The sequence below is a fragment of the Hymenobacter polaris genome (assembly GCF_012927305.1).
Classification (GTDB): domain Bacteria; phylum Bacteroidota; class Bacteroidia; order Cytophagales; family Hymenobacteraceae; genus Hymenobacter; species Hymenobacter polaris.
The window spans coordinates 2,434,572-2,456,436 of the sequence record NZ_JABBGH010000001.1 but is presented as its reverse complement, the minus strand read 5'-3'; the positions used below and the strand labels follow the sequence as shown (position 1 = coordinate 2,456,436).

The following is a 21,865-nucleotide window of genomic DNA, read 5'->3' as shown; positions in this document are numbered from 1 at the left end:
CCGGGGCCAACCATCGCGGCGGCGGCTGCGTTTCAGGTGCTTTGCAACAAGTTATGAAGCAGTTCGTTTCGTTGGTCCTAGCCGGGGCCCTAGGCGCCGCCGGCTTGCCGGCCGCGGCCCAGCAGGCACCCTCGCCCTACCACACGCGCGTTGCTGTGGAGGCGCCCATTATCGCCGTGGAGGCGGCGGCCAGCGGCTTCGGGCTGTACCGCTCCATGCAGCGCAACGGCCTCACCAACACCGAGCTGGCCGCGCTCAACAAGAACGACATTCCGGCATTCGACCGGTTTTCGGCGGGCTACTACAGCACGAATTACCAAACGGCCGGCGACTTGCTGTGCTACCCCTCGCTTGTGCTCGTGCCCGGCCTGCTGGCCCTGAACCCGGCCGTGCGCAGCCACTACGGGCAGGTAGTGGTGCTCTACATCGAGTCGCTGGCCGCCGCCGATGCGCTGTTCCTCACGTCCATCGGCAATATTCCGCGCTACCGGCCCTACCTCTACGGCCCCGAGGGGGGCGACCTGCGCAACGGCCACATCGCTACCAACGCATTCTTTGCCGGCCACACGGCGCACACGGCCGCCGCTACCTTCTTCGCCGCCAAGGTATTCCACGATTTCCACCCCGGCTCGCGGGCCGAGCCTTACGTATGGGCCGGCGCGGCGCTACTGCCAGCGGCCGTGGCTTTCACCCGCATCGAAGCCGGCAAGCACTTCCTCTCCGACAATATTGTGGGCTATGCCCTAGGGGCCACTTGCGGCGTAGTGGTGCCGCAGCTGCACAAGGTGGCTGGCCGCCACGGCGTGTCGCTGCTGCCGCTGCAGGGCGTGAACGTGAACGGCTACGCCTACAGCGGCCTGCTGCTAAGCAAGCAGTTGTGAGGCAGCGCAAGGCCAGCGAGGGATGGGGCAAGCAGGTAGGCTCACTTTGCGGCGCAAGCGGCCCTAGGGGCAGGCAGCGCTGGACGCGGCCAAACTTGTGGGCGACTGACCCTTACTATTGCGCGGGCAATGGCTGCCAGCCGCATGCGCAGCCGCAACGCCCCGCCACCGGTAATGGGATTTTTGGACCGCTTCCGACCAACCCCTCCTGAGCCCGAGCCCGAGGAGCCGCTCTTCAACGCGCCCAGCTTGCTTAGCCTCAAGCTACTATTCACGGAAAAGCCGGTGGTTGATGCCCAGGCCATCCTGGCGGCGCTGCGCCGCACTTACCCGCGCGTCGAGCCGCCGCCGGGCGAGGGCCCGCTACTATTCTTCTTCCCCGAAGTGGAGGTTGAGTTTACCGACGGCCGCCTGCCCGCGCAATGTACCATCATGCAGCCCGACGACTCGGCACCCGGCGTCGTCATCGCGCCCGAGGCGTTGCAGCAGAACTGGGACTGGCCCGAGGCGGCCGCCACCGCCGAAAGCTGCCGCTACGAACTGCTGCTTGTCGATTTACTGTCACGCCCGCTGGCGTACCCAATTCGTACCGAGCTGTTTATGAACTTCGTGGTTGCCGTCATTCAGGCTACCCGGCCGCAGGTGGTGTATGCCCAAACCTCGCAGAAGCTGTTGCAGCCGGCGGCCCTGGTGCAGCAGTGGACGGGCCCGGATAAGCAGCCGCTGGCGGCCCTGGTACAGGTGCGGCTCTTCAACATCAGCAACGGGCAGCCTGCCGAAACAGTGCTGGATACCCTAGGCCTGCACGCGCTGGGCTTACCCGATGTGCAGGTACATACCATCGGCTTCGACCCTTCGGCCGTGGCGGGCCTGCTGTGGAACTACGCCTACTACCTCTTTCAGCACGGCGACATCATCGCTAACGGTAATACCATTGCCGGCTTGGAGCCGGGTTCGCGCTGGGTGTGCGACCGGGAGATGGCTCTAGTAGGCCCCGAGCGTATGGTGCTCAACATCCAGCCCGACTAACTGCTGATGGAAGTAAAAGAAGAAAAAGACTTGCAGCTCGACCGCCTGGTGTTCTTTTCCGACGCCGTGGTGGCCATCGCCATTACCCTGCTGGCCCTCGACCTGCGCCTGCCGCGCCCCGGCCCCGAGCACCTGCACTGGGCCGACGTAGGCGCACAGTGGCGCACGTTTGCAGCGTTTCTGCTCTCGTTCATCAACATCGCCGGCTTCTGGCGCATGCACTACCGCTTCTGCATTTACCTGCGCCACGCCGACGACCGGCTACTGGGCCTCAATGTGGGCTGGCTGCTGTTTATCGTGCTGCTGCCCTTCACCACCACGCTCGTCAGCAGCTACTTTACCGATAAGCCGGCCATGCTGCTCTACTGTCTCAATACGCTGGTTATCGCCGTGTTGCAGAACTTTATCTGGGACTACGTGGTGGCGCGCCCGGCGCTGCTCAAGCCGCAGGCCCTCTCGCGCCTCACCAGCTACTATCTGCGCGCGTACTGCAACCTGGAGATGCTCAACGCTGCCGTGGCCGTCGGTGTGGCCTTCCTGAGCCCGGCGCTGGCCTTCGTGCTGCTTTTTCTTAAAATACCTACTATGCTGATTGTGTGGATATTCTACGGCCGCCGCCGCGCCCGGCAGCGGCGGCGCGGGCGCACGGACCTCATCCCCGACCCGCGAGGCTAGGGAGTGCTACTAGTGCGGGTGGGGCACCTCACCCGCACTAGTAGCACTCCCTAGCCTCGCCGGGCGTAATACACCGAAGCCTATCCCCCAAAATAATTCGCATCCATATCGGCCAGCAGCCCCATGTGCGTCGGCTGCCAGCCCAGGCGCTGCTGCGTCAGCGCGCTGCTGCCGGTTAGGTTCAGTCCTGCGAAGCGGGCCATCCAGCCGAGGTGCACGGGGGCTTCCTCGGCCGTGATGGATACCACCGGCACGCGGAGGCGGCGGCCGATTTCCTCGGCAATCTCGCGGAACGGAATGCCCGCTTCGCCTACGCCGTGGTAGCGGCTGCCGGCCTCGCCCTGCTCCAGCGCCAGCCGGTAGAGGTGGGCCGCGTCGAGGCGGTGCACGGCGGCCCAGCAGTTCTGCCCGTCGCCGATGTAAGCCGCTTTGCCTTTCTCGCGGGCTACCTGAATGAGGTAGGGCACGAAGCCGTGGTCACCGGCGTCGTGCACGGAGGAAGCCAGGCGCATTACCATGGCCCGCACGCCCTGCGGCACCAGCGCCAGCGTGGCCGGCTCGGAGGGGCGTATGCTGGAGGTAGACTCGTCGGTTTCGCGGCCGTTGGCCAGGCCCGCCAGACCAGACGTTGTCACCAGCGGCTTGTTGCTGCCAGCCAGTGCCTTGCCCAGCGCCGCAATAGCCTGCGCCTCCGTTTGGCCAGCCTTCTCGTACTGCGAGAAATCGTGGTTATAAGCCGTGTGAATGACGCCATCCACGCCAGTAGCGCCCCGAGTCAGGCTGTCCGGGTCGTCGATGGAGCCGCGAAACACCTCGGCACCTGCCGCCTCAATCGCCTGAGCCGCCTCGTCGGAGCGGGCCAGCCCGCGCACCTGGTGGCCGGCTTTCAATAATTCCTGCACCACGGCCGAGCCCACAAAGCCCGACGCGCCGGTTACGAAAACTTTCATAGTAGTCTGGGGAAAAGGTGAGTGATTACCCCGGCAAAGGTCCGGCGAGTGACGGCTGGTGGCGTTGCGCAAGGCAAAGCGTTTGCTGTATAAATCAAACAGACAGCCTCAGCACACCTAAAAGGCCGGTCATGCTGCGCGCAGCCGAAGCATCTCTACCGCGCAAGTAATCCTAATGTCAGAAGTTAGTGCTGGGGTAGAGATGCTTCGGCTGCGCGCAGCATGACCGGCCTTTTAGGTTCAGATGCTTACTGCTACTCCGCCGCCCCGGTACTCGCCCGGCGCGCACCCCGTCTGCCGCTTGAAGAAGTGGCAGAAGTGAGCTGTATCGGTGAAGCCCAGGCCATCGGCGACTTCGGCGACCGTCCAGGTGGTGTGGCGCAGTAGTTGCCGAGCCTCCTGGCCCAAGCGGACGGCGATGAGGGCAGTGGTAGTGCGGCCGGTAGCGTCCTTCAGTACCCGGTTGAGGTGGTTGACGTGCACGGCCAGCGCGTCGGCGAAGTCGCGGGCTGTGCGCAGGCCCAGCGCCTGCCCCGGCGTGGCCAGCGGAAACTGCCGCTCCAGCAGTTCCGTGAACCGCGCCGCCAGCCGGGCCGCGGCGGGCGGGGCCAGGGTGGCGGCGGTAGGCGGCAGTAGCTTTTGGGCTAGAAATATCAACTCCAGCAGGTAGGCCCGTAGCAGCTCGTGCTTGTAGGCGTAGCCCGAGGTCATTTCCCGCGTCATCTTCTCGAAAATGACGGCTACGGCCGCGTAGTCGTCCTCGCCCAGCGGCAGCACCGGGCAGGCGGCCGGCTGAAAAACGGGTAGCTCGTCGGGCACCAGGCTGCCCTTTACGGGCACCAGAAACTCGTCGGTGAACACGCAGAAGCAGCCCACTTGCTCGGCATCGTGCGGGTGCCAACGGTAAGGCACCCGCGAGGTCACGAGCCACAGCGCCGGCCCGGCTACCTCCACCGTGCGGTCGGCCACCTCCACCCGGCTGCGCCCCCGCATCAGGCTAATCTTGTAGAACGGCCGCCGCCCAAAGCTCATCGGCGGCCGGCTGCCGCGGGTGGCTAGCAGGTCGGCGATGTTGAAGACGTTGAACTGCCCGGTTTCGGCGGCCGTGGCGGCGGGCAGCAGGCGGCCGGTCTCGGCGGCCGTGGCTTCGGCCAAGTACTCGTGGTAGGTGGCGGCGGGCATCGCGGTAGGCTGTAAGAAGTCAAAGGTAAATTGTTCTTGATTGTACCTTGTGTCTTCAATACTCACCTTGCAAAGTGTCTATAACTTGATTATGAACAAATTAAATATATTTGTTAGCTCAACTTGCTATGATTTATCGCAAATCAGGGTTGACATGTCAGACTTCATAGGCGGTGTTGGCCACAATCCTGTTCTGTCAGAATTTGATAACTTTCCTGTTAATCCGCAAGAAAATACGATTAAGAATTGCATCAATGCTGTTCGAGACTCTGCTGATATAATGATTTTAATAGTCGGTAATAGATACGGTAGTCTAGTCGATACAGGAAAATCTATCACTAATTCAGAATTTTTAGCAGCAAAACAAAAGCGAATACCCATCTTCGTTTTTGTAGATAAAAAAACGTTAAGCGCATTATATTTTTATAAAGAAAACAAAGATGCTAATTTTTCTAAATTTGTAGACTCTACAAAGGTATTTGATTTTATAAATGAAATCAGAAATGATTCACAATTATGGACATTTGAATTTGAAAAAGCTCAGGATATAGTATCAATATTGAAAGTTCAATTATCTTATCTTTTCAGAAATAGTCTCAAGATAAGAGCAAAGTATGAGCAGAGAATACCAAGTGTATTCAGGTTAGGCGTTTCAGACGATGCTATTAGAATACTTGTAGATAAGGAAGATTTATATGAGTATATATTCTTTGCGCAAGTATTATTTGATGAAATGCAGAATAAAATGCATGTATACAATGATTATAAATATAGCATTCGTTACGGAATAAAATCCATGATTCGTTCAAATAGTGAAATTATGGATTGGGTTTCTAATCGAATAGATTCAATATCTAATCTAGTTGTATCTTTAGGAAGTCTAGTCAACAGAGCACTTGCTGATTTTTTGAACGAACCGGGTGTTCCCGCTGATTTAAATGGGTTATTTTATGTGGCTAAAACTTATGCTAATATATATGAGGAATTACTTAGATGGTCTATCGATACCAATTGCACATCTGTTCCCGATTATTGTGAAGAAGTTAAAATAAAATTAGCTGCTCTAGCAAATAAAGTATTGATTAGCTTAAGAGAGTTTCCTAAAATAATTATGGATAACTTAATTAATGCGAAATCATCTATAGAACTTAATGAGAAAGTTGAGCTTAGTTTATCTCTAAAGGTCGAATTAGATGAGCAAGCTTTACAAGAATATAATGTGGAGTTTGAGAAATTAACCCTCAAACTATTATCTTAAAAAATAAAAAGCCGCCCCGGCAGCACCAGCTACCGGGGCGGTTCCGTTACGGCCCTAGCCAGCTTTACCCCCGCATCCCCGGCCCGTTCTTGCTGGGCAGGTTGGTTTTGCCCATCAGGTATATGTCAATCTGGCGGGCAGCCTCGCGGCCTTCGGAAATGGCCCAGACTATTAGCGACTGGCCGCGGCGCATGTCGCCGGCCACGAACACGCCGGGCACGCTGGTGTGGTAGGTGGTTTCGGGGGCGTGCACGTTGCCGCGCGCGTCGAGGCCCACGCCGAGTTGGCCAAGCAAGCCGGCGTTGGCCGGGCCGGTGAAGCCCAGGGCCAGCAGCACCAGCTGGCAGGGCATCTCGCGGTCGGAGTTCGGGATTTCCTCGAAGCGGACGCGGCGGCCCATCTCGTCGGTTTCCCAGGTGATGTCGCTTACCAGCAGGGCGCGCACCTGGCCTTGCTCGTCGCCCAGGAAGGCCTTGGTATTGACGCCCCAGTAGCGCTGGCAGCCCTCCTCGTGCGAGCTGCTGGTGCGGAACACATTGGGGTACAGCGGCCAGGGCGTGTGGGCCGGGCGCTCCTCGCCGGGCTGGTGCATCATGGCAAACTGGGCCACCGAGCGCGCCTGCTGGCGGTTGGCGGTGCCCACGCAGTCGGAGCCCGTATCGCCGCTGCCGATTACCACCACGTCGAGCCCGTCGGCCAGGATATGCTCCGAGTCAATGGGCGTGTCGCTGACGCGGCGGTTTTGCTGCGTGAGGTACTCCATGGCGTAGTGGATGCCGCCCAGCTCGTGGCCGGGCAGCTTCAGCTCGCGCGGGGCCGAGGCGCCGGCGGCCAGCACTACCGCGTCGAAGCCGGCGCGCAGCTCGGCGGCCGAGAGGTCGCGGCCGATTTCGACGTTGCAGCGGAAGGTTACGCCAGCGGCTTCGAGCAAGGAGATGCGGCGCTCAATCACCCACTTCTCCAGCTTGAAATCGGGCACGCCGTAGCGCATGAGGCCCCCAGGGTGCGGGTCGCGCTCGAACACCGTGACCGTGTGGCCGGCCTCAGTGAGCTGAGCCGCCACGGCCAGCCCGGCCGGGCCGCTGCCCACCACGGCAATGGTTTTGCCGGTTTTGAGCACCGGCGCCGTTGGCTGCACGAAACCCTTCTCGAAGGCAATCTCGATGATGTGCTTCTCGATTTCCTCGATGGCCACCGGGGCGCTGTGGATGCTCAACACGCAGGCCGACTCGCAGGGCGCGGGGCAGATGCGGCCGGTAAACTCGGGGAAGTTGTTGGTAGCCGAGAGGATGTCGTAGGCCGCCCGCCAATCCTGCTGGTACACCGCCTCGTTGAACTCGGGGATGATGTTGCCCAGCGGGCAGCCCGAGTGGCAGAATGGGATGCCGCAGTTCATGCACCGCGCCGCCTGCTGGTGCAGCTGCCCCTCGGGGTAGAGGCCGATAAACTCCTGGTAGTGGGCCACGCGCTCGGTCGGGGCCGCCTTGGGTGGCGCGGTGCGCGGGTATTCTTTGAAGCCGGTGATGTTGCCCATGATTGTACTGGCGGTGCGCCTCACCCCCCGGACCCCTCTCCTTCAGAGAGGGGGAGCCGAGGCGGCATTTGAAAAATGGTAATCGGTGGTCTTAAAATTAACTACTTAAGGAAGCAATGATTCCTAAGAGACGTCATGCTGAGCTTGCCGAAGCATCTTGGCAGAACAGCCCCTAGGGTATCCGCCAGCCAAGATGCTTCGGCAAGCTCAGCATGACGCTCTACTGCGTCGCCTCGGCTCCCCCTATCCTTTTCGGGGAGGGGGCCGGGGGGTGGGGCTACACGTTCACCTTGCGCCCCACCAGCACCCGCTTGTACTCCAGCGGGAACACTTTTACGAAGCGCCCGGCTTCCTCCTCCCAGCTGCCCAGCAGGAAGTTGGCCAGGTGGCTGCCGGTCAGCTCATGGTGCTGCTTCAGCAGGGCCAGGATTTCCTTTTCGTCCTCCTCCATGAGGCCTTCCAGCGATACCATGTCGGGGTTGCAGTTGGCGGGGAAGGTGCCTTCGGGGTCGTAGACCCAGGCCAGGCCGCCGCTCATGCCGGCGGCGAAGTTGCGGCCAGTGCGCCCTAGGATGAGCACCCGGCCCCCGGTCATGTACTCGCAGCCGTGGTCGCCCACGCCTTCGACTACGGCGGTGGCGCCGGAGTTGCGCACGGCGAAGCGCTCGCCGGCCTTGCCGCGCACGTACAGCTCGCCCGAGGTGGCACCGTAGAGGGCCACGTTGCCGATGAGGATGTTATTCTCCGGCACGAAGGTGCTGGCGGCGGGCGGGAAGATGGCCAGCCGCGCCCCGCTCAGGCCCTTGCCCACGTAGTCGTTGGCTTCGCCTTCGAGCTGGAAGGTGAGGCCCTTGGTGGCGAAGGCGCCGAAGCTCTGGCCGGCCGAGCCGGTGAAGCGGTAGCGCAGCGTGTCGGCGGGCAGGCCGGCGGCGTGGTAGCGCTTGGTGACCTCATTGCTGAGCAGCGTGCCAATGGTGCGGTCGGTGTTCTTCACCGCGAAGCTGGCTTCTACCGGCTCCTGGCGCTCCAGGGCGGGGCCGGCTTTCTCGAACAGCTGCCAGTCGAGCACCTCGGCGATGCCGTGGTCCTGCTCCTCGCTCTTGTAGAGGGTGCCGCCCGAGAGGTTGGGGGCGGGCGAGAGCACTGCGTCGAGGTTGAGGAGCTTGGCCTTCCAGTGGCCGGCCTCGGGGTTCACTTTCAGGAACTCGCTGCGGCCCACCATCTCGTTGAGGGTGCGGAAGCCCAGCTCGGCCATGATTTCGCGCAGCTCCTCGGCCAGGAAGCGGAAGAGGTTGACGATGTGCTCGGGCTTGCCGCTGAAGAGCTTGCGCAGCTCGGGGTCCTGGGTGGCCACGCCGACCGGGCAGGTGTTGAGGTGGCACTTGCGCATCATGATGCAGCCGCCGGCGATGAGCGCGGCCGTGGCCACGCCAAACTCCTCGGCCCCTAGGAGGGCGGCTACGGCCAGGTCGCGGCCGGTTTTCATCTGGCCGTCGGCTTGCAGCACCACGCGGCTGCGGAGCTGGCTGCGCAGCAGCGTCTGGTGGGCTTCGGCCAGGCCCAGCTCCCAGGGCAGGCCGGCGTGGCGGATACTGCTCAGGGGTGAGGCGCCGGTGCCGCCGTCGTAGCCGGAGATGAGAATCACGTCGGCGTGGGCCTTGGCGACGCCGGCGGCGATGGTGCCCACGCCCGCTTTACTCACCAGCTTCACGTTGATGCGGGCGGCGCGGTTGGCATTCTTGAGGTCGAAGATGAGCTGGGCCAGGTCCTCGATGCTGTAGATGTCGTGGTGCGGCGGGGGCGAGATGAGGCCCACGCCGGGCGTGGCGTGGCGCACCTTGGCAATCCACTCATCTACCTTGTGGCCAGGAAGTTGCCCGCCCTCGCCGGGTTTGGCGCCCTGGGCCATCTTGATTTGCAGCTCGTCGGCGTTGGTGAGGTAGTGGGCCGTGACGCCGAAGCGGGCCGAGGCAATCTGCTTGATGGCCGAGCGCATGGAGTCGCCGTTTTCCATAACCTCGTAGCGCAGCGGGTCTTCGCCGCCCTCGCCGGTGTTGCTCTTGCCGCCGATGCGGTTCATGGCGATGGCCAGGGTGCTGTGCGCCTCGTGCGAGATGCTGCCAAACGACATGGCGCCGGTGGCGAAGCGCTTCATGATGCGCTCAGCCGGCTCCACCTCCTCCAGGGCAATACTGGGGCGGTGCCGCGCGAAGCCCAGCAGCCCCCGGATGGTAAAGAGCTGGTTGGGGTGCTCGTTGAGCAGCTGGGCGTACTTCTTGTAGGTCTGGTAGTTGCCGGTGCGGGTGGCGTGCTGGAGCAGGTGCACGCTCTCGGGGTCGAACATGTGGGCCTCGCCCTGGCGGCGCCACTGGTACACGCCGCCGGCCGGCAGCAGCTCGGGCCCGAGGGTGGTTTCCTGCTTGTAGCCCTGGCAGTGCTTGTGCAGCGTTTCCTTGGCAATCTCGTCCAACCCCAGGCCCTCGATGCGCGTCACGGCGCCGCTGAAGTAGGCATCCACCACGGCCTGGTTGAGGCCCAGAATCTCGAACACCTGCGCGCCGTGGTAGCTCTGCAGGGTCGAGATGCCCATCTTGGAGAAGATTTTGAGCAGCCCGTCGCACACGGCCTTGATGTAGTTGTAGGCCAGCTTCTCGTAGGGCAGCGCCGTGCCCAGCAGCCCCGCCGCGTGGCGCGTCTGGATGGTGGCCAGCGCCAGGTAGGGGTTAATGGCGGTGGCTCCGAAGGCCAGCAGGCAGGCGAAGTGGTGCACCTCCCACACGTCGCCGGCCTCCACCACGAGGCCCACCGAGCCGCGCATCCCGCGCTTTATCAGGTGGTGGTGCACGGCCGACACGGCCAGCAGCGAGGGCACCGGGGCGTGCTCCGAGTCCATGGCGCGGTCGGAGAGGATGAGTACCTCAAAGCCGTCGTGCACGGCGTCTTCGGCGTAGCGGCACAGGCGCTCCACGCCGCGCTGCAGGGCGCCGGGCTTGCCGTCGGCCTTGAAGTAGGTTTGCAGCGTCTTGGCCTGAAACGAGCCGGTGTCAATGCTGCGCAGCTTTTCCAGCTCATGGTTGTTGAGGATGGGCTGCTTGGCGGCTACGCAGTGGCAGTGCCTAGGGTCCTCGTCGAGGATGTTGCCGTTGTTGCCGATGAAGGTGGCCAGGCTCATCACCAGCCGCTCCCGGATGGGGTCGATGGGCGGGTTGGTGACCTGGGCGAAGAACTGCTTGAAGTAGCTGCTCAGGTGCTGGGGCTGGTCGGAGAGCACGGCCAGGGGCACATCCACGCCCATCGAGCCGATGGGCTCCTTGCCATCCAGGGCCATCGGGGCGAGCACGGTTTCGATGTCCTCGCGGGTGTAGCCGAAGGCCTGCTGGTACTTGAGCACGGCCTCGGCGCCGAGGTCGGTGAAGGCCAGGCGCGGCTCGGGCAGGTCCTCGAGGCTTATCTGGTTGTTATCGAGCCAGTCGCCGTAGGGCTGCTGGCTGGCGGCTTGGGCTTTAATCTCGCGGTCGGAGAGGATGCGGCCCGCCTTGGTGTCCACCACGAACATCTTGCCCGGCTGCAAGCGCCCCTTCTTGATGATGGTTTCCGGCGCCAGCGGCAGCACGCCGGCCTCGGAGGCCACCAGTACCCGCCCGTCATTAGTGACGGCGTAGCGCAAAGGCCGCAACCCATTCCGGTCGAGCATGGCGCCCACCAGCGTGCCGTCGGTGAAGTTGAGGGCCGCCGGACCGTCCCAGGGGGCCATAAAGGTGGCGTGGAACTCGTAGAAGGCTTTTTTGAGCGGGTCCATCTGCTCGTTGCCGTCCCAGGCTTCGGGCACCAGCATCATCAGCACGTGGGGCAGCGAGCGGCCGCAGTGCAGCAGCAGCTCCACGATGTTGTCGAGGCAGGCCGAGTCCGACTGGCCGGGGTCGATGACGGGCAGCAGCATCTCCATCTCCTCGGCCGTGAAGTAGGGCGAGGTGTAGGTGGGCAGGCCGGCGTAAAACCAGTTCAAGTTGCCCCGCAGCGTGTTAATCTCGCCGTTGTGCGCCAGGTAGCGGAAGGGCTGGGCCAGCTTCCACGAGGGCATGGTATTGGTGGAGAAGCGCGAATGCACCAGCCCGAACGCGGAGGTCACGCGCTCGTCGCTGAGGTCGGGGAAGTACATGCCCACCTGGTAGGTCGTGAGCTGCCCCTTATAGACGATGGTGCGGCACGAGAGCGAGGCGAAGTAAAACGACTCCAGCGCCGCCGGTAGCTGCTCGGTCAAGAGCTTGATAACCAGCCGGCGCAGCACAAACAGCTTGCGCTCAAAGTCGGCCTCCTGCACCACCCCTAGGGGCCGCCCCAGCACCAATTGCTCAATGGCCGGCTCGGCCGACAGGGCCGTGACGCCAATGCCTTCGGTGCGCACCGGCACCGGCCGGTAGCCCAGCACCGGGAAGCCCAGTTGCGCCGCCGCCTGCCCGATGAGCTCCTTGCAGGCCACCCGCAGCTTCTCCTTCTTGGGCAGAAACACCATGCCCACGCCGTACTCGCCCGGCTCGGGCAGCCGGATGCCGTGGGCCACGCACTCCTCCAGCAGAAACCAGTGCGGCAGCTGAATGAGCACCCCCGCCCCGTCGCCCGAGTCGGAATCGCAGCCGCAGGCGCCGCGGTGCTCCATGTTGGCCAGCATCGTGAGGGCGTCGGCCACCATCTGGTGGCTCTTGCGCCCGTCGATGCTGGTGATAAAGCCGGTTCCGCAGGCATCGTGCTCAAACTCGGGGCGATACAGGGTAGTCATGGGTTTGGTGACAGTTAGCAAGTGGTTGTACCGTGGACTCTGCGAGTCCGCGCGTGGGTGCGCCGGCCGCCCAACCGCGCGGACTCGCAGAGTCCACGGTACGGGCGGGCACGCCTAGCCGGCGCTGGCCCCCAGCTGCTTGCAAAGCAGCGAGGCTAACGCCGAGCAGTCGGCATCCACGAAAGGCTGGGGGGAGAGGGGGAGGGAGAGCAGTAGCTAAACCGCAGGCAGCCAGAAAAAATCAAGCGCCAGCCTAGTTTTTTGCTATTTCACTCGCAAGATAGGGCAAGCGCCGGTTGCGGCAAACTCTTATTTCACCGCCGGTCCTCGCGCACGGCGGCCAGCGCCCCGGCCCGCGCTGCCCGAATGTGGGCAATGATGTCGTCCAGGTTGTGCCCATCGGAGGCGCGGGCAAACACAAACGGGCCGTCGCCGCGCATCCGGCGCGAGTCGCGGGCCATCACGTCCAGGTCGGCGCGCACCAGTGGCGCTAGGTCTATCTTGTTAATAACCAGCAAGTCGGCTTGCGTGATGCCTGGCCCGCCCTTGCGCGGCACCTTGTCGCCGCCGCTCACGTCGATGACGTAGATGGAGTAATCGACCAACTCGCGGCTGAAGTGGGCGGCCAGGTTGTCGCCGCCGCTTTCCACGAACAGCACATCCAACTGCCCGTCGAAGCGCTGCATCAGCTCCTCCAGCGCGTCCATATTGAGCGAAATATCCTCCCGGATGGCCGCGTGCGGGCACCCGCCGGTTTCGACGCCGATTATTCGGTCCTCGCTCAACGCACTCTCGCGCACCAGAAACTCGGCGTCCTCTCGCGTGAAGATGTCGTTGGTAACGACCCCTAGGCGGTACTCGTCGCGCAGGTGCTCGCACAGCGCCTTGAGCAGCGCCGTTTTGCCAGTACCCACCGGCCCGCCCACGCCCACCGTAAAGGCCCGCTTGCGAAAATTCCGGTACGGCGGCAGCCGCCGCGTTTCGCGCTCCGAGAAGCTGCCGGGCGACTCCAGCGCTTCGTGGCTGTGGCCGTGGAGGAGCAGGGCGAGTTTATCAACGAAGGCCATATTTTTAATGACTAACGATTAGTGACAAATGACTAATGTAAGAGCGTTATGCTGAGCTTGCCGAAGCATCTTGGCAGGGCTGCCTCTGCCGCTTTTGACCAAATTTCATAACGCCGATTTTATAAAATTGCATAGCCTTCGTGAATGACATATTGCAAAGTAGGATATCAGACATTTTCAGATACATATTAACTTTTAGCAATGCCTCATCCAAATTCGTTAGATATGAGTCGCGCCGGCCAACGACAACATAGATTGCTGGCTTGTCAAACAGTGAATGCGCGTACTCAGTGACTTTATCAAGTTTGAATTCGCTTGCCGTTTCATGGTTTAAGCCAACGTAAATCGGTTCTGACCAATTAAAGTCTGTGAGGCAATGCTGACTTGAAATAAATATATTCCTTGAGTCCATAGCAATAGCATTTATTTCTACTTAGAAGTCCTAGGTGGCGTGGTAGAGATGCTTCGGCCAGCTCAGCATGACGTTCTGTTGAAAATCTTGCTAGCACTGAAACAGCCGCGAGTATAGCTCCTCGTGCAGCGTTTGAGCCACGTCGAGCAGCACGGTGCAGCGGGTGGCTTCGGTGTAGGGCGGCACTACCGTCAGCAGTTCCTCAAAGATGCCGTAGAAGTCGTGTTGTAGGCGGTGGCCGGCCATCGGGCCGAGCAGCCCTAGGCGGATGGCGGCGCTGAGCTGGTCGCGCAGGGTGAGGTGCAGGTAGGTGGCTTGCAGGTCGGCCACCGGGAAGCCTACCCGACCCAGGGTGTAGCCGAACAGCGGCCCGAAATGCGCGGGCAGCTCCTGCCGGGCCAGGGTGGCCCCTAGGGTTTCCAGGCCGGCCTCGGGGTAGAAAGTCGCCAGCAGCTTCAGCCAGCTCTTGCCCTGCGTGACGCTGGCGCGGTGCAGGGCGGGCACCAGCAGCTGGGCGTCGTACTCAAGCAGCAGCGGCCCTAGGGCCTCGACCGGCGCGGTGGCGGCCGAGGTGAGGAAGGGCAGCTCGAGGCTCACGGCCTGCTGCAAGAACGAGTAGAGGTAGGCCCGAAACTCGGTTTCGGTGCGCAGCAGGCCGAAGGTGAGGGCGCTTTCCAGGCCGTAGGAGTAGGCAAACGAGCCGGTGGGCAGGGCCGAATCGGCGAGGTGCAGCAGGCGGGCGAGCTGGGACATGGCGGGGCCGCAAGCTACGCGCCGCCGCGGGTTTGGTGCCTAGTAGAACCCTAGGGGGTAAGCAGGGCGGCCAGCTGCCGCAGGGTTATTTCGGCCGTTTTGGCGGCGTAGCGGTAGTTTACCAAGCGGTAGCCGGCATCCTCGAAGCTCTGCTGAGCCAGCTTCACGTCTACCAGCGTCGAGAGGCCCGCATCGAGGCGCAACTGCACTAGCTTGAGCAGCTTGCGGGCGGTGGTGTAGTTTTCCTCGGCGGTGGCTACCTGCCTAAGTTGCACTTGGTAGGCCTCCCAGGCCTTGAGCGCGTTCAGGCGGTAAGTTTTTTGCAGGCTGGTGCGCTGCAGCTCGGCGGTGCGGGTATTCAGCCGGGCAATATCGACTAGGCGCTTATTTACGCCGCCTGTGTAGAGCGGCACGCTCAGCGAGAGGCCGGCGTAGGGGCCATAGCTCTGGTTGAAGAGCGTGGTACCCACCGAGTTGGCGTTGCGGGCGAAGTTGGTGCCCGCGTTGGCGCTGATGGCGGGAAAGCGCACGGCCTGGGTTTCGCGCTCCACCAGCTGCTGCACGGCCACCTGGCGCTCGGCGGCCAGCAGGTCGGGGTTGCGCTCCAGGGCCGTTTCGATTTCCGGCCAGCTCAGAGTATTGCTCACCGGGATGCTGTCTTCCACGGCCACGGGTGTGTTCAGGTCCAGGGTGAGGGCGCGCAGCAAATCGGCGGTGGCCTGCTGGGCGGCCAGGGCCTGCTGCTGCTGGGTCAGCAGTTGGGCATTCAGGTCGAGTTGGGCCTGAAACTTGTCGGCGTTGTTGGCTAGCCCCACGCTCTGGCGGGTCTCAATCAGGCGCAGCTTCTGGCGCGTCACTTCCACCGAGGCCTCCAGGGTGCGGATGTAGCGCTGCTGCTGCACCACGGCGAAGTACTTGAGGCTCACGTCGGCCAGCACGTTCTGGATGGTGGAGTTTACCTGCAAAGCGCTAATTTGCTGCAGCTCGTCGAGGCGCTTGCGGGTGGCGCGCACCCGGCCGCCGTTGTAGAGCAGGTAGCTGCCCGTGAGGCCCGCCGCGTACTGGCTCGACTGCGCTCCCGTCACGGCCCGGTTCACGTTGCCGCCGGTGCTGGCGTTGAAGATTTCCTGACTGGTGTTGTTAATCACGCCGTTGGTGCTGGCGGCGATGCCCACTGTGGGCAGCCCGCCCGCAAAGCCCAGGGTGTTACGCGTTTGCTGCACCTGCTCGTTGGTTTGGCTGATTTCCACGTCGAGGCTGTTCTTGAGCGCCGTTTGCAGCGCCGCCTGTAGCGTAAGCACCGGGCCCGGCCCCCCGCGCCCAGCCGGCGACTCGGTGGGCGTGGCCGTTTGGGCGAGGGCCAGGCTGGGAAGCAGTAAAAAGCTGAAAAGGGGAAGTTTCATTGAGAGTGGCCCTAGGGGCTTGCGGTGCCTCTAGGCCACCAGTTCGGCGGGCGCGTGGGCGTCTACTGGTGCGTCGGTTGTGTCGGTAGGCTTGCGCTCCTTAGCAATGAAGGTATACACGGCCGGAATAACTAACAACGTGAGAATGAGCGAGAACAGGATACCACCCACGATAACCGTACCCAGTGGCTTGCGGCTGGTGCTGGCCGCCCCCAGGCTTAGGGCAATGGGCAGGGCCCCTAGGGCGGTGGCCAGCGACGTCATTAGGATGGGGCGCAGGCGCTGCTGGGCGGCCAGGCGCACGGCCTCGTGCAGGGGCAGGCCGGCGTCGCGCTGGTGGTTGGCAAACTCCACGATGAGAATACCGTTTTTCGTCACCAGGCCGATGAGCATAATCATCCCAATTTGCGAGAAGATGTTGAGCGTCTGGCCCATTACCCACAGGCTGAGCAGGGCCCCGGCCAGCGCCAGCGGCACCGTGATGAGGATGATGAGCGGGTCGCGGAAGCTCTCGAACTGGGCGGCCAGCAGCAGGTAAATCAGCACCAGCGCCAGCACGAAGGCAAAGGCCGTATTGCCCGAGCTTTCGGCAAAGTCGCGCGATGAGCCCGTAAGCGCCGTTTGGAAGCTGGCATCCAGCACCTTATCGGCAATGGCTTGCATAGCCTTTACGCCGTCGCCCACGGTTTTGCCCTCGGCCAGCTGCGCCGATAGGGTGGCCGCCTTCAGGCGGTTGAAGTGGTAGAGGGTGCTGGGGTTGGCGTCTTCCACGCGCTGCACCACGGCCGAAAGCGGAATGCTCTCGCCCCGGCTGTTGGTGACGTAAAGCTGGCTGATGTCGCCGGGCTTGCCGCGCTGGCTGCGCTCCACCTGCCCGATTACCTGGTACTGGCGCCCGTCGAGCAGGAAGTAGGCCATGCGCCGGCCCCCGAAAGCGCCCTGCACGGCGGCCACCACTTGCTGCGTCGTTAGCCCTAGGTCCCTGATTTTGAGGCGGTCGAAGCGCAGCTGCACTTCGGGCTTGTTGAATTTCAGGTTGGCGTCCACGTTCTGGAAGGTGGGGTCCTGGCGGGCGGCGGCCAGAAACTTAGGCAGCGCCTCCTTAATCTTACCCAGGTCCACGTTTTGCAGCACAAACTGCACCGGCACGCTACTCTTAGAGCCCGAGCCCACGGCAATCGTCTGCTCCTGCACCACGAAAATGCGCGCGTCGTTGAAGCGCTTGGTATTCTTGGTCAGGTACTTGGCAATGTCATCCTGCGAGCGCTTGCGCTCATCGGGCGGCACCAGCCCTAGGCGTACCTGGGCCGTATTGGCGCTGCCGCCGGCCGGCGTGCGCGCAAACACGAAGTCCAGCTCGGGCACCGAGTCCTGCACGAAGGTGGCTACCCGGTCGGCCGTTTCCTGCATGGCGCTGTAGCTCATGCCCTCGGGGCCGGTCAGGGTGAGGCGCACGCTGCTGCGGTCTTCCAGCGGGGCCAGCTCGGTGGGCAGGCCGCGGCCGATGAAGTAGATGAGGCCGCCGCAGGCCAGCACCACCACCCAGGCCAGGCTGCGCACCCGCAAAAAACCACCTACCAGCTTGCCGTAGCCGTTTTCCATACCCTGAAAGAACGGCTCAGTGCGGTCGTAAAACTTGCCGTGCCCGCTGCCGCCGTCTTTGTTTTCGCGGTGCAGCACCACGTTGAGCACCGGCGTAATAGTAAGCGACACGAAGGCCGAAATCAGCACCGCGCCGGCCACCACCACCCCAAACTCGCGGAATAAGCGCCCGGTAAATCCCTGCAAAAAAATGACCGGCAAAAACACCACCGCCAAGGTGAGCGAAGTGGAGATAACGGCGAAGAAAATCTCCTTGCTGCCCTCCAGCGCCGCGCGCTTGATGTCCATCCCCTCCTCCAGCTTGCGGAAGATGTTCTCCGTCACCACGATGCCGTCGTCTACCACCAGGCCCGTGGCCAGCACAATGCCCAGCAAGGTCAGAATGTTGATGGTGAAACCCGCCAGGTACATCACGAAGAACGTGGCAATCAGCGAGATGGGAATGTCGATGAGCGGACGCAGGGCCGTGAGCCAGTTGCGGAAAAATAGGAAAATCACGACCACCACCAGCCCAAACGAGATGAGCAGCGTTTCCTCGACTTCCTTAATCGAGTTCTTCACAATGCGGGTGTTATCGATGATGACGCGCATCTCGATGTCCTGCTTGTTTTCCTTCTGCACCTCGGCCAGGCGCTTGTAAAATTCGTCGGCAATCTGCACGTAGTTCGAGCCTGGCTGCGGCGTAATGGCCAGGCCTACGGCTAAGGCGCCGTTCAGCTTCCAGCTTTGCTCGTAAGTTTCGGGCCCTAGGACCACCCGCGCCACGTCGCCCAGGCGCACGATGCCCTGGGCGTTCTCGCGCAGAATCAGGTCCCGAAACTGCTGCTCGGTCGAGAAGCGCGCCATCGTGCGGATGGTCAGCTCGGTTTGGCCGCCGTAGATTTTGCCGGCCGGCACCTCCACGTTCTCGGCGTTCAGGGCGTTCTGCACGTCCGTAAACGACACCTGGTAGGCGTCCATCTGGGCTGGGTCGAGCCAGAGGCGCATGGCGTAGCGCTGCTGCCCGAAGATGTTGATGGCCGACACCCCGTTGATGGTTTGGAAGCGCTGCTGCAAGTTGTTCTCGGCAAAGTCGCTCAGTTCCAGCAGGCTCTTGGTGCGGCTCTGCACCGCCAGAATTAAGATGTTGTCGGAGTTGGCGTCCGACTTGGCCACCACCGGCGGCGCGTCAATATCCTGCGGCAGCGAGCGCACGCCCTGGCCCACCTTGTCGCGCACGTCGGAGGCGGCGGCCTCCAAATCGACCCCTAGGTTGAACTCGACCGTGATGTTGCTCGACCCCAGCGAGCTGCTGCTGGTAATGGACCGGATGCCCGGAATGCCGTTAATCTGCTTTTCGAGCGGCTCCGTTATCTGGTTTTCAATCACGTCGGCGTTGGCCCCGGTGTACGAAGTCGTCACGCTGATAATCGGCGGGTCGATGGCCGGGTAGTCGCGCAGGGCCAGAAACGAGAACCCCACCCCGCCGAAGAGTAGCAGCAGTAGGTTGATGACCGTGGCCAGCACCGGCCGCTTCAGGGATAGTTCGGATATGTTCACAGGAAGTAATTAGTAATGAGCAATGAACAAGAACGTCATGCTGAGCTTGCCGAAGCATCTCTACCGCTTCGTTGCAACGATTCAGGCGAAGCGGTAGAGATGCTTCGGCAAGCTCAGCATGACGTTCTTGTTCATTTTTAACTCTTCGCTACTGCTTTACGCACTTTCACCGGCTTGCCGGGCTGCGTAAAGAGCACGCCCTTGGTCACCACCGAGTCGCCGGGCGCTAGGCCGCTCAGAATGGCGATGCTGTCGTTTTGGCGGTCGCCGGTTTGCACGTTCTGCATCTTGGCCTGGCCATTTTTCACCAGCACCACCTGGTCGGCCTGGTCGCCGGGCACGATGGCGCTGGTGGGCAGCTGCACGCGCTGGCGGGTCGCGCCGGTGCTCACGCTGATGCGGGCGAAGGTGCCCGGCGTGGCCGGCACGCCGGCCGGCAGCAGGGCGCGCACCGTCAGGTTGCGGGTGGTTTGGTTGACCTGGCTTTCCAGGGCTTGCACGGTGGCTAGGTAGCGGCGACCCCCTAGGCGCACCACCACCCGGCTGCCCGGCTGCACCAGCGGCGCATTAGCTTCGGGCAGCGTGAAATCTACCTTCAGGTTATCGTCGGCCCGCACCGTGGTGAGGATAGTGGCGGGGGTCACGTAGGCGCCGGGGCTTACCTGGCGCAGGCCTACCACCCCGCCAAAGGGCGCGCGGATAATCGTTTTGGCCAGCAGCGCGCGAGTGTAGGCGGCGTCGGCCTCGTTGCTTTGCACCTGGCTCACGGCCAGGTCATAGTCGGCCTGATTAACGCCCTGCATGGCCAGCAGCTTTTCGAGGCGCTGCTGCGAGAGGTGCGATACCTTCAGCAGGGCGTTGGTTTTGGCCAGCTGGGCCTGCAGGTCGGCGTCGTTGATGCGCGCAATAACGGTGCCCTTGGCGATGTGCTGGCCCTCGCGCACGTTCAGAAACGTGAGGCGGCCGCTGACCTCAGGGTGCAGCTCGACGTAGTTGCTGGCCACCACCGCGCCGTTGGCCACCACCGAGTCGCCGCTGGCGGTGGGGCGGGCCACCAGCACGTCTACCAGGGCCGGGCCGGCGTTCTTCTTGTCGCCACCCTTAGCGGCTTTGTCGGTTTTGGCGTGGCAGCCCCCCAGCAGGGCTAGGGTGCTGGCAGCCAGCAAATAAAGCGGCGCGGAAAACAGGCGCATAAAAGGCAGCGAAGAAAAAACGACTGGCGGCGCGGCAGTCATTGCCGCCCGCGCGCCAAGCCAGGTGCAACGAACCCGGCAAAGTTCGGGTTCCGGCTGCTGGCGTCGGCAAAGACAGTCCAAGCCGGCCGAGGTTGCGCCCGCTACGTATTTTCAGCCCATGAAGAAGCCCGCCGCCCCGCCGCCCTCCACCCCGCCCACCGAGCGCAACTTTTTCCACGACGTGTACGAGGTGGTGCGCCTCATTCCGCCGGGCCGCGTGAGCACCTACGGCGCTATTGCGCACTACCTGGGCACCCGGCAGGGCAGCCGCGCCGTGGGCTACGCCCTCAACGCCAGCAACCTCGACGCGCTCACGGCCAAGCGCGAGCACCCCGTGCCGGCCCACCGCGTCATCAACCGCCTCGGGCAGTTGTCGGGCCGCCACCATTTTCCCACCCCCACCGCCATGCAGGAGCGCCTAGAGGCCGAGGGCGTGCGCGTGGAAGATGCCACTGTGGTAGACTTCAACCGGCTGTTCTGGGACCCGAGCAAAGAGCTGGAGTAGCGGCTACTGTGGGAGCCGCTCGTAGATTACTTGGCTTAGCACGGTGCGGTACGTCACGTACTGACCAGGAATTTTGCGCTCGGTTACGCCGTAGGTGTGCAGGATAAGCCGACCTTGCCCATCGAGCCCGACCTGGCAGACGCCGCCCCCCGCTTTGCTCAACCCGTACAGCAAGAGGTAGCGGCCACTGACCAACTCGTATTTTCGGCGACCCTCTTTTTTGAGCGCCGCCCCCGCCGGTGCCATAAATTGCGTTACGTGCCCATCGGCTGTTAGCAATTCGTTCTGGCCAGTATCTGCCTCCGGATGCGGCAGCAGTTGCACGCTGCGGTATATCCGTTTATCCAGCAGCGCAGCCGAATCGGTGTGTGCAATGGTGCGCATCAATACGCTGCGCCAGCGGCCCTGCAGCAGCTGGGGGTCGGCCACGCGCGTGAGCGTATCGAGCTGCGCATGGGCGGTAGCAGCCGGCCGGCAGAACCAGTAGTGCACGCCCTCCCGCACAGAAGCTAGTCCTAGCTGCGTGCGCCGGATTTCGGGCGTCAGAAAATGGGCATAGCGGGCATAGTCGTCATCCCAATGCGCAACGTCGGCGCGGGGTAAGGCGGTGCAGTACGTGAGTGGCAGATTCTCTATGGAGGTAGCACTCGGAGCAGCTTGCGCGCTGGCCAGCTGACTTGCTAACAGGCTCCCCCAAAAGACCAGGCATCGATAAGTAAACCGCATGATTAAGCGCAAATTCGCAGTCAGGGCACAGTAGGGGCGTAGCTTGCTACTTATAAAGTGAGCAATATAAGACCGCCTTTTGCTAGTGCAGCCTGGGCCAGCGCCGCGTCAGACCGAACGCAGTTGGCCGGCCGGCAGCGGGGGCGGGGCGAGTTGTGCCCTAGGGTCTTTTGCTTGCTCAAGGCGAAGTAGCTACCGAGCTACTAGGCTGGCACTTAGGTAGCTTACCGACAAACGAAACCGAAGCGGCGAACCGGGTAGCAGCCTGGGCGCTGGTGAATTTTTTAGGGTATCGGCGGCTGCCGCCCCTTCTCCTAAAGCTGCCGAATACGCTTGC

At 62.5% G+C, this 21,865-nt stretch carries 15 protein-coding genes; 5 read left to right on the top strand and 10 right to left on the bottom strand.

The features are described 5' to 3' along the window. The first annotated feature begins 53 nt into the window (after positions 1-53). The 3 genes from HHL22_RS10315 (at position 54) to HHL22_RS10305 (ending at position 2,585) form a co-directional block, all read left to right on the top strand. Positions 54-881, top strand: coding sequence for a phosphatase PAP2 family protein (locus HHL22_RS10315; RefSeq protein ID WP_169530892.1), 828 nt, complete (start codon positions 54-56; stop codon positions 879-881). Between the two features lie 129 nt (positions 882-1,010). Next, the gene (locus HHL22_RS10310) at positions 1,011-1,910 is read left to right on the top strand and encodes a DUF4261 domain-containing protein (RefSeq protein WP_169530891.1); all 900 of its coding nucleotides are present in this window, start codon (positions 1,011-1,013) and stop codon (positions 1,908-1,910) included. A 6-nt stretch (positions 1,911-1,916) separates the two neighbouring features. Further along, positions 1,917-2,585, top strand: a complete 669-nt coding sequence (locus tag HHL22_RS10305) for a TMEM175 family protein (RefSeq protein ID WP_169530890.1) — start codon at positions 1,917-1,919, stop codon at positions 2,583-2,585. An 80-nt stretch (positions 2,586-2,665) separates the two neighbouring features. Here the strand turns inward: HHL22_RS10305 and HHL22_RS10300 are convergent, their stop codons facing one another. Next, positions 2,666-3,535 (bottom strand): SDR family oxidoreductase, encoded by an 870-nt coding sequence (locus tag HHL22_RS10300; protein WP_169530889.1) that lies wholly within the window; start codon positions 3,533-3,535, stop codon positions 2,666-2,668. Between the two features lie 240 nt (positions 3,536-3,775). After that, the gene (locus HHL22_RS10295; protein ID WP_169530888.1) at positions 3,776-4,717 is read right to left on the bottom strand and encodes a helix-turn-helix transcriptional regulator; all 942 of its coding nucleotides are present in this window, start codon (positions 4,715-4,717) and stop codon (positions 3,776-3,778) included. Between the two features lie 91 nt (positions 4,718-4,808). Between HHL22_RS10295 and HHL22_RS10290 the strand changes: the two genes are divergently transcribed. Further along, on the top strand, positions 4,809-5,975 hold the full coding sequence (locus HHL22_RS10290; RefSeq protein WP_169530887.1) for a DUF4062 domain-containing protein: 1,167 nt from the start codon (positions 4,809-4,811) through the stop codon (positions 5,973-5,975). A gap of 64 nt (positions 5,976-6,039) precedes the next feature. Here the strand turns inward: HHL22_RS10290 and HHL22_RS10285 are convergent, their stop codons facing one another. The 7 genes from HHL22_RS10285 to HHL22_RS10255 form a co-directional block, all read right to left on the bottom strand. Beyond that, positions 6,040-7,509, bottom strand: coding sequence for a glutamate synthase subunit beta (locus HHL22_RS10285; RefSeq protein ID WP_169530886.1), 1,470 nt, complete (start codon positions 7,507-7,509; stop codon positions 6,040-6,042). 277 nt (positions 7,510-7,786) lie between these two features. Next, positions 7,787-12,286 carry a glutamate synthase large subunit gene (gene gltB, locus HHL22_RS10280; protein ID WP_169530885.1) on the bottom strand — a complete coding sequence of 1,500 codons (4,500 nt, stop codon included), beginning with the start codon at positions 12,284-12,286 and terminating at the stop codon, positions 7,787-7,789. A gap of 314 nt (positions 12,287-12,600) precedes the next feature. Next, entirely contained in the window at positions 12,601-13,353 is a 753-nt protein-coding gene (gene ureG, locus HHL22_RS10275; protein WP_169530884.1) for an urease accessory protein UreG, read from the bottom strand. A gap of 502 nt (positions 13,354-13,855) precedes the next feature. Further along, positions 13,856-14,518: an urease accessory protein UreF gene (locus HHL22_RS10270; protein WP_169530883.1), complete on the bottom strand. Its 663-nt coding sequence runs from the start codon at positions 14,516-14,518 to the stop codon at positions 13,856-13,858. 50 nt (positions 14,519-14,568) lie between these two features. Next, positions 14,569-15,921, bottom strand: a complete 1,353-nt coding sequence (locus HHL22_RS10265) for a TolC family protein (protein WP_169530882.1) — start codon at positions 15,919-15,921, stop codon at positions 14,569-14,571. 30 nt (positions 15,922-15,951) lie between these two features. Then, complete coding sequence (locus HHL22_RS10260) at positions 15,952-19,062, bottom strand: efflux RND transporter permease subunit (RefSeq protein WP_169530881.1); 3,111 nt, start codon at positions 19,060-19,062, stop codon at positions 15,952-15,954. A gap of 137 nt (positions 19,063-19,199) precedes the next feature. Beyond that, entirely contained in the window at positions 19,200-20,255 is a 1,056-nt protein-coding gene (locus tag HHL22_RS10255; protein ID WP_169530880.1) for an efflux RND transporter periplasmic adaptor subunit, read from the bottom strand. Positions 20,256-20,415: 160 nt separating this feature from the next. Between HHL22_RS10255 and HHL22_RS10250 the strand changes: the two genes are divergently transcribed. Beyond that, on the top strand, positions 20,416-20,802 hold the full coding sequence (locus HHL22_RS10250) for an MGMT family protein (protein ID WP_169530879.1): 387 nt from the start codon (positions 20,416-20,418) through the stop codon (positions 20,800-20,802). A 3-nt stretch (positions 20,803-20,805) separates the two neighbouring features. On the opposite strand, the gene HHL22_RS10245 is transcribed toward HHL22_RS10250, so the two are convergent. After that, entirely contained in the window at positions 20,806-21,528 is a 723-nt protein-coding gene (locus tag HHL22_RS10245) for a hypothetical protein (RefSeq protein WP_169530878.1), read from the bottom strand. Between the last annotated feature and the right edge of the window lie 337 nt (positions 21,529-21,865).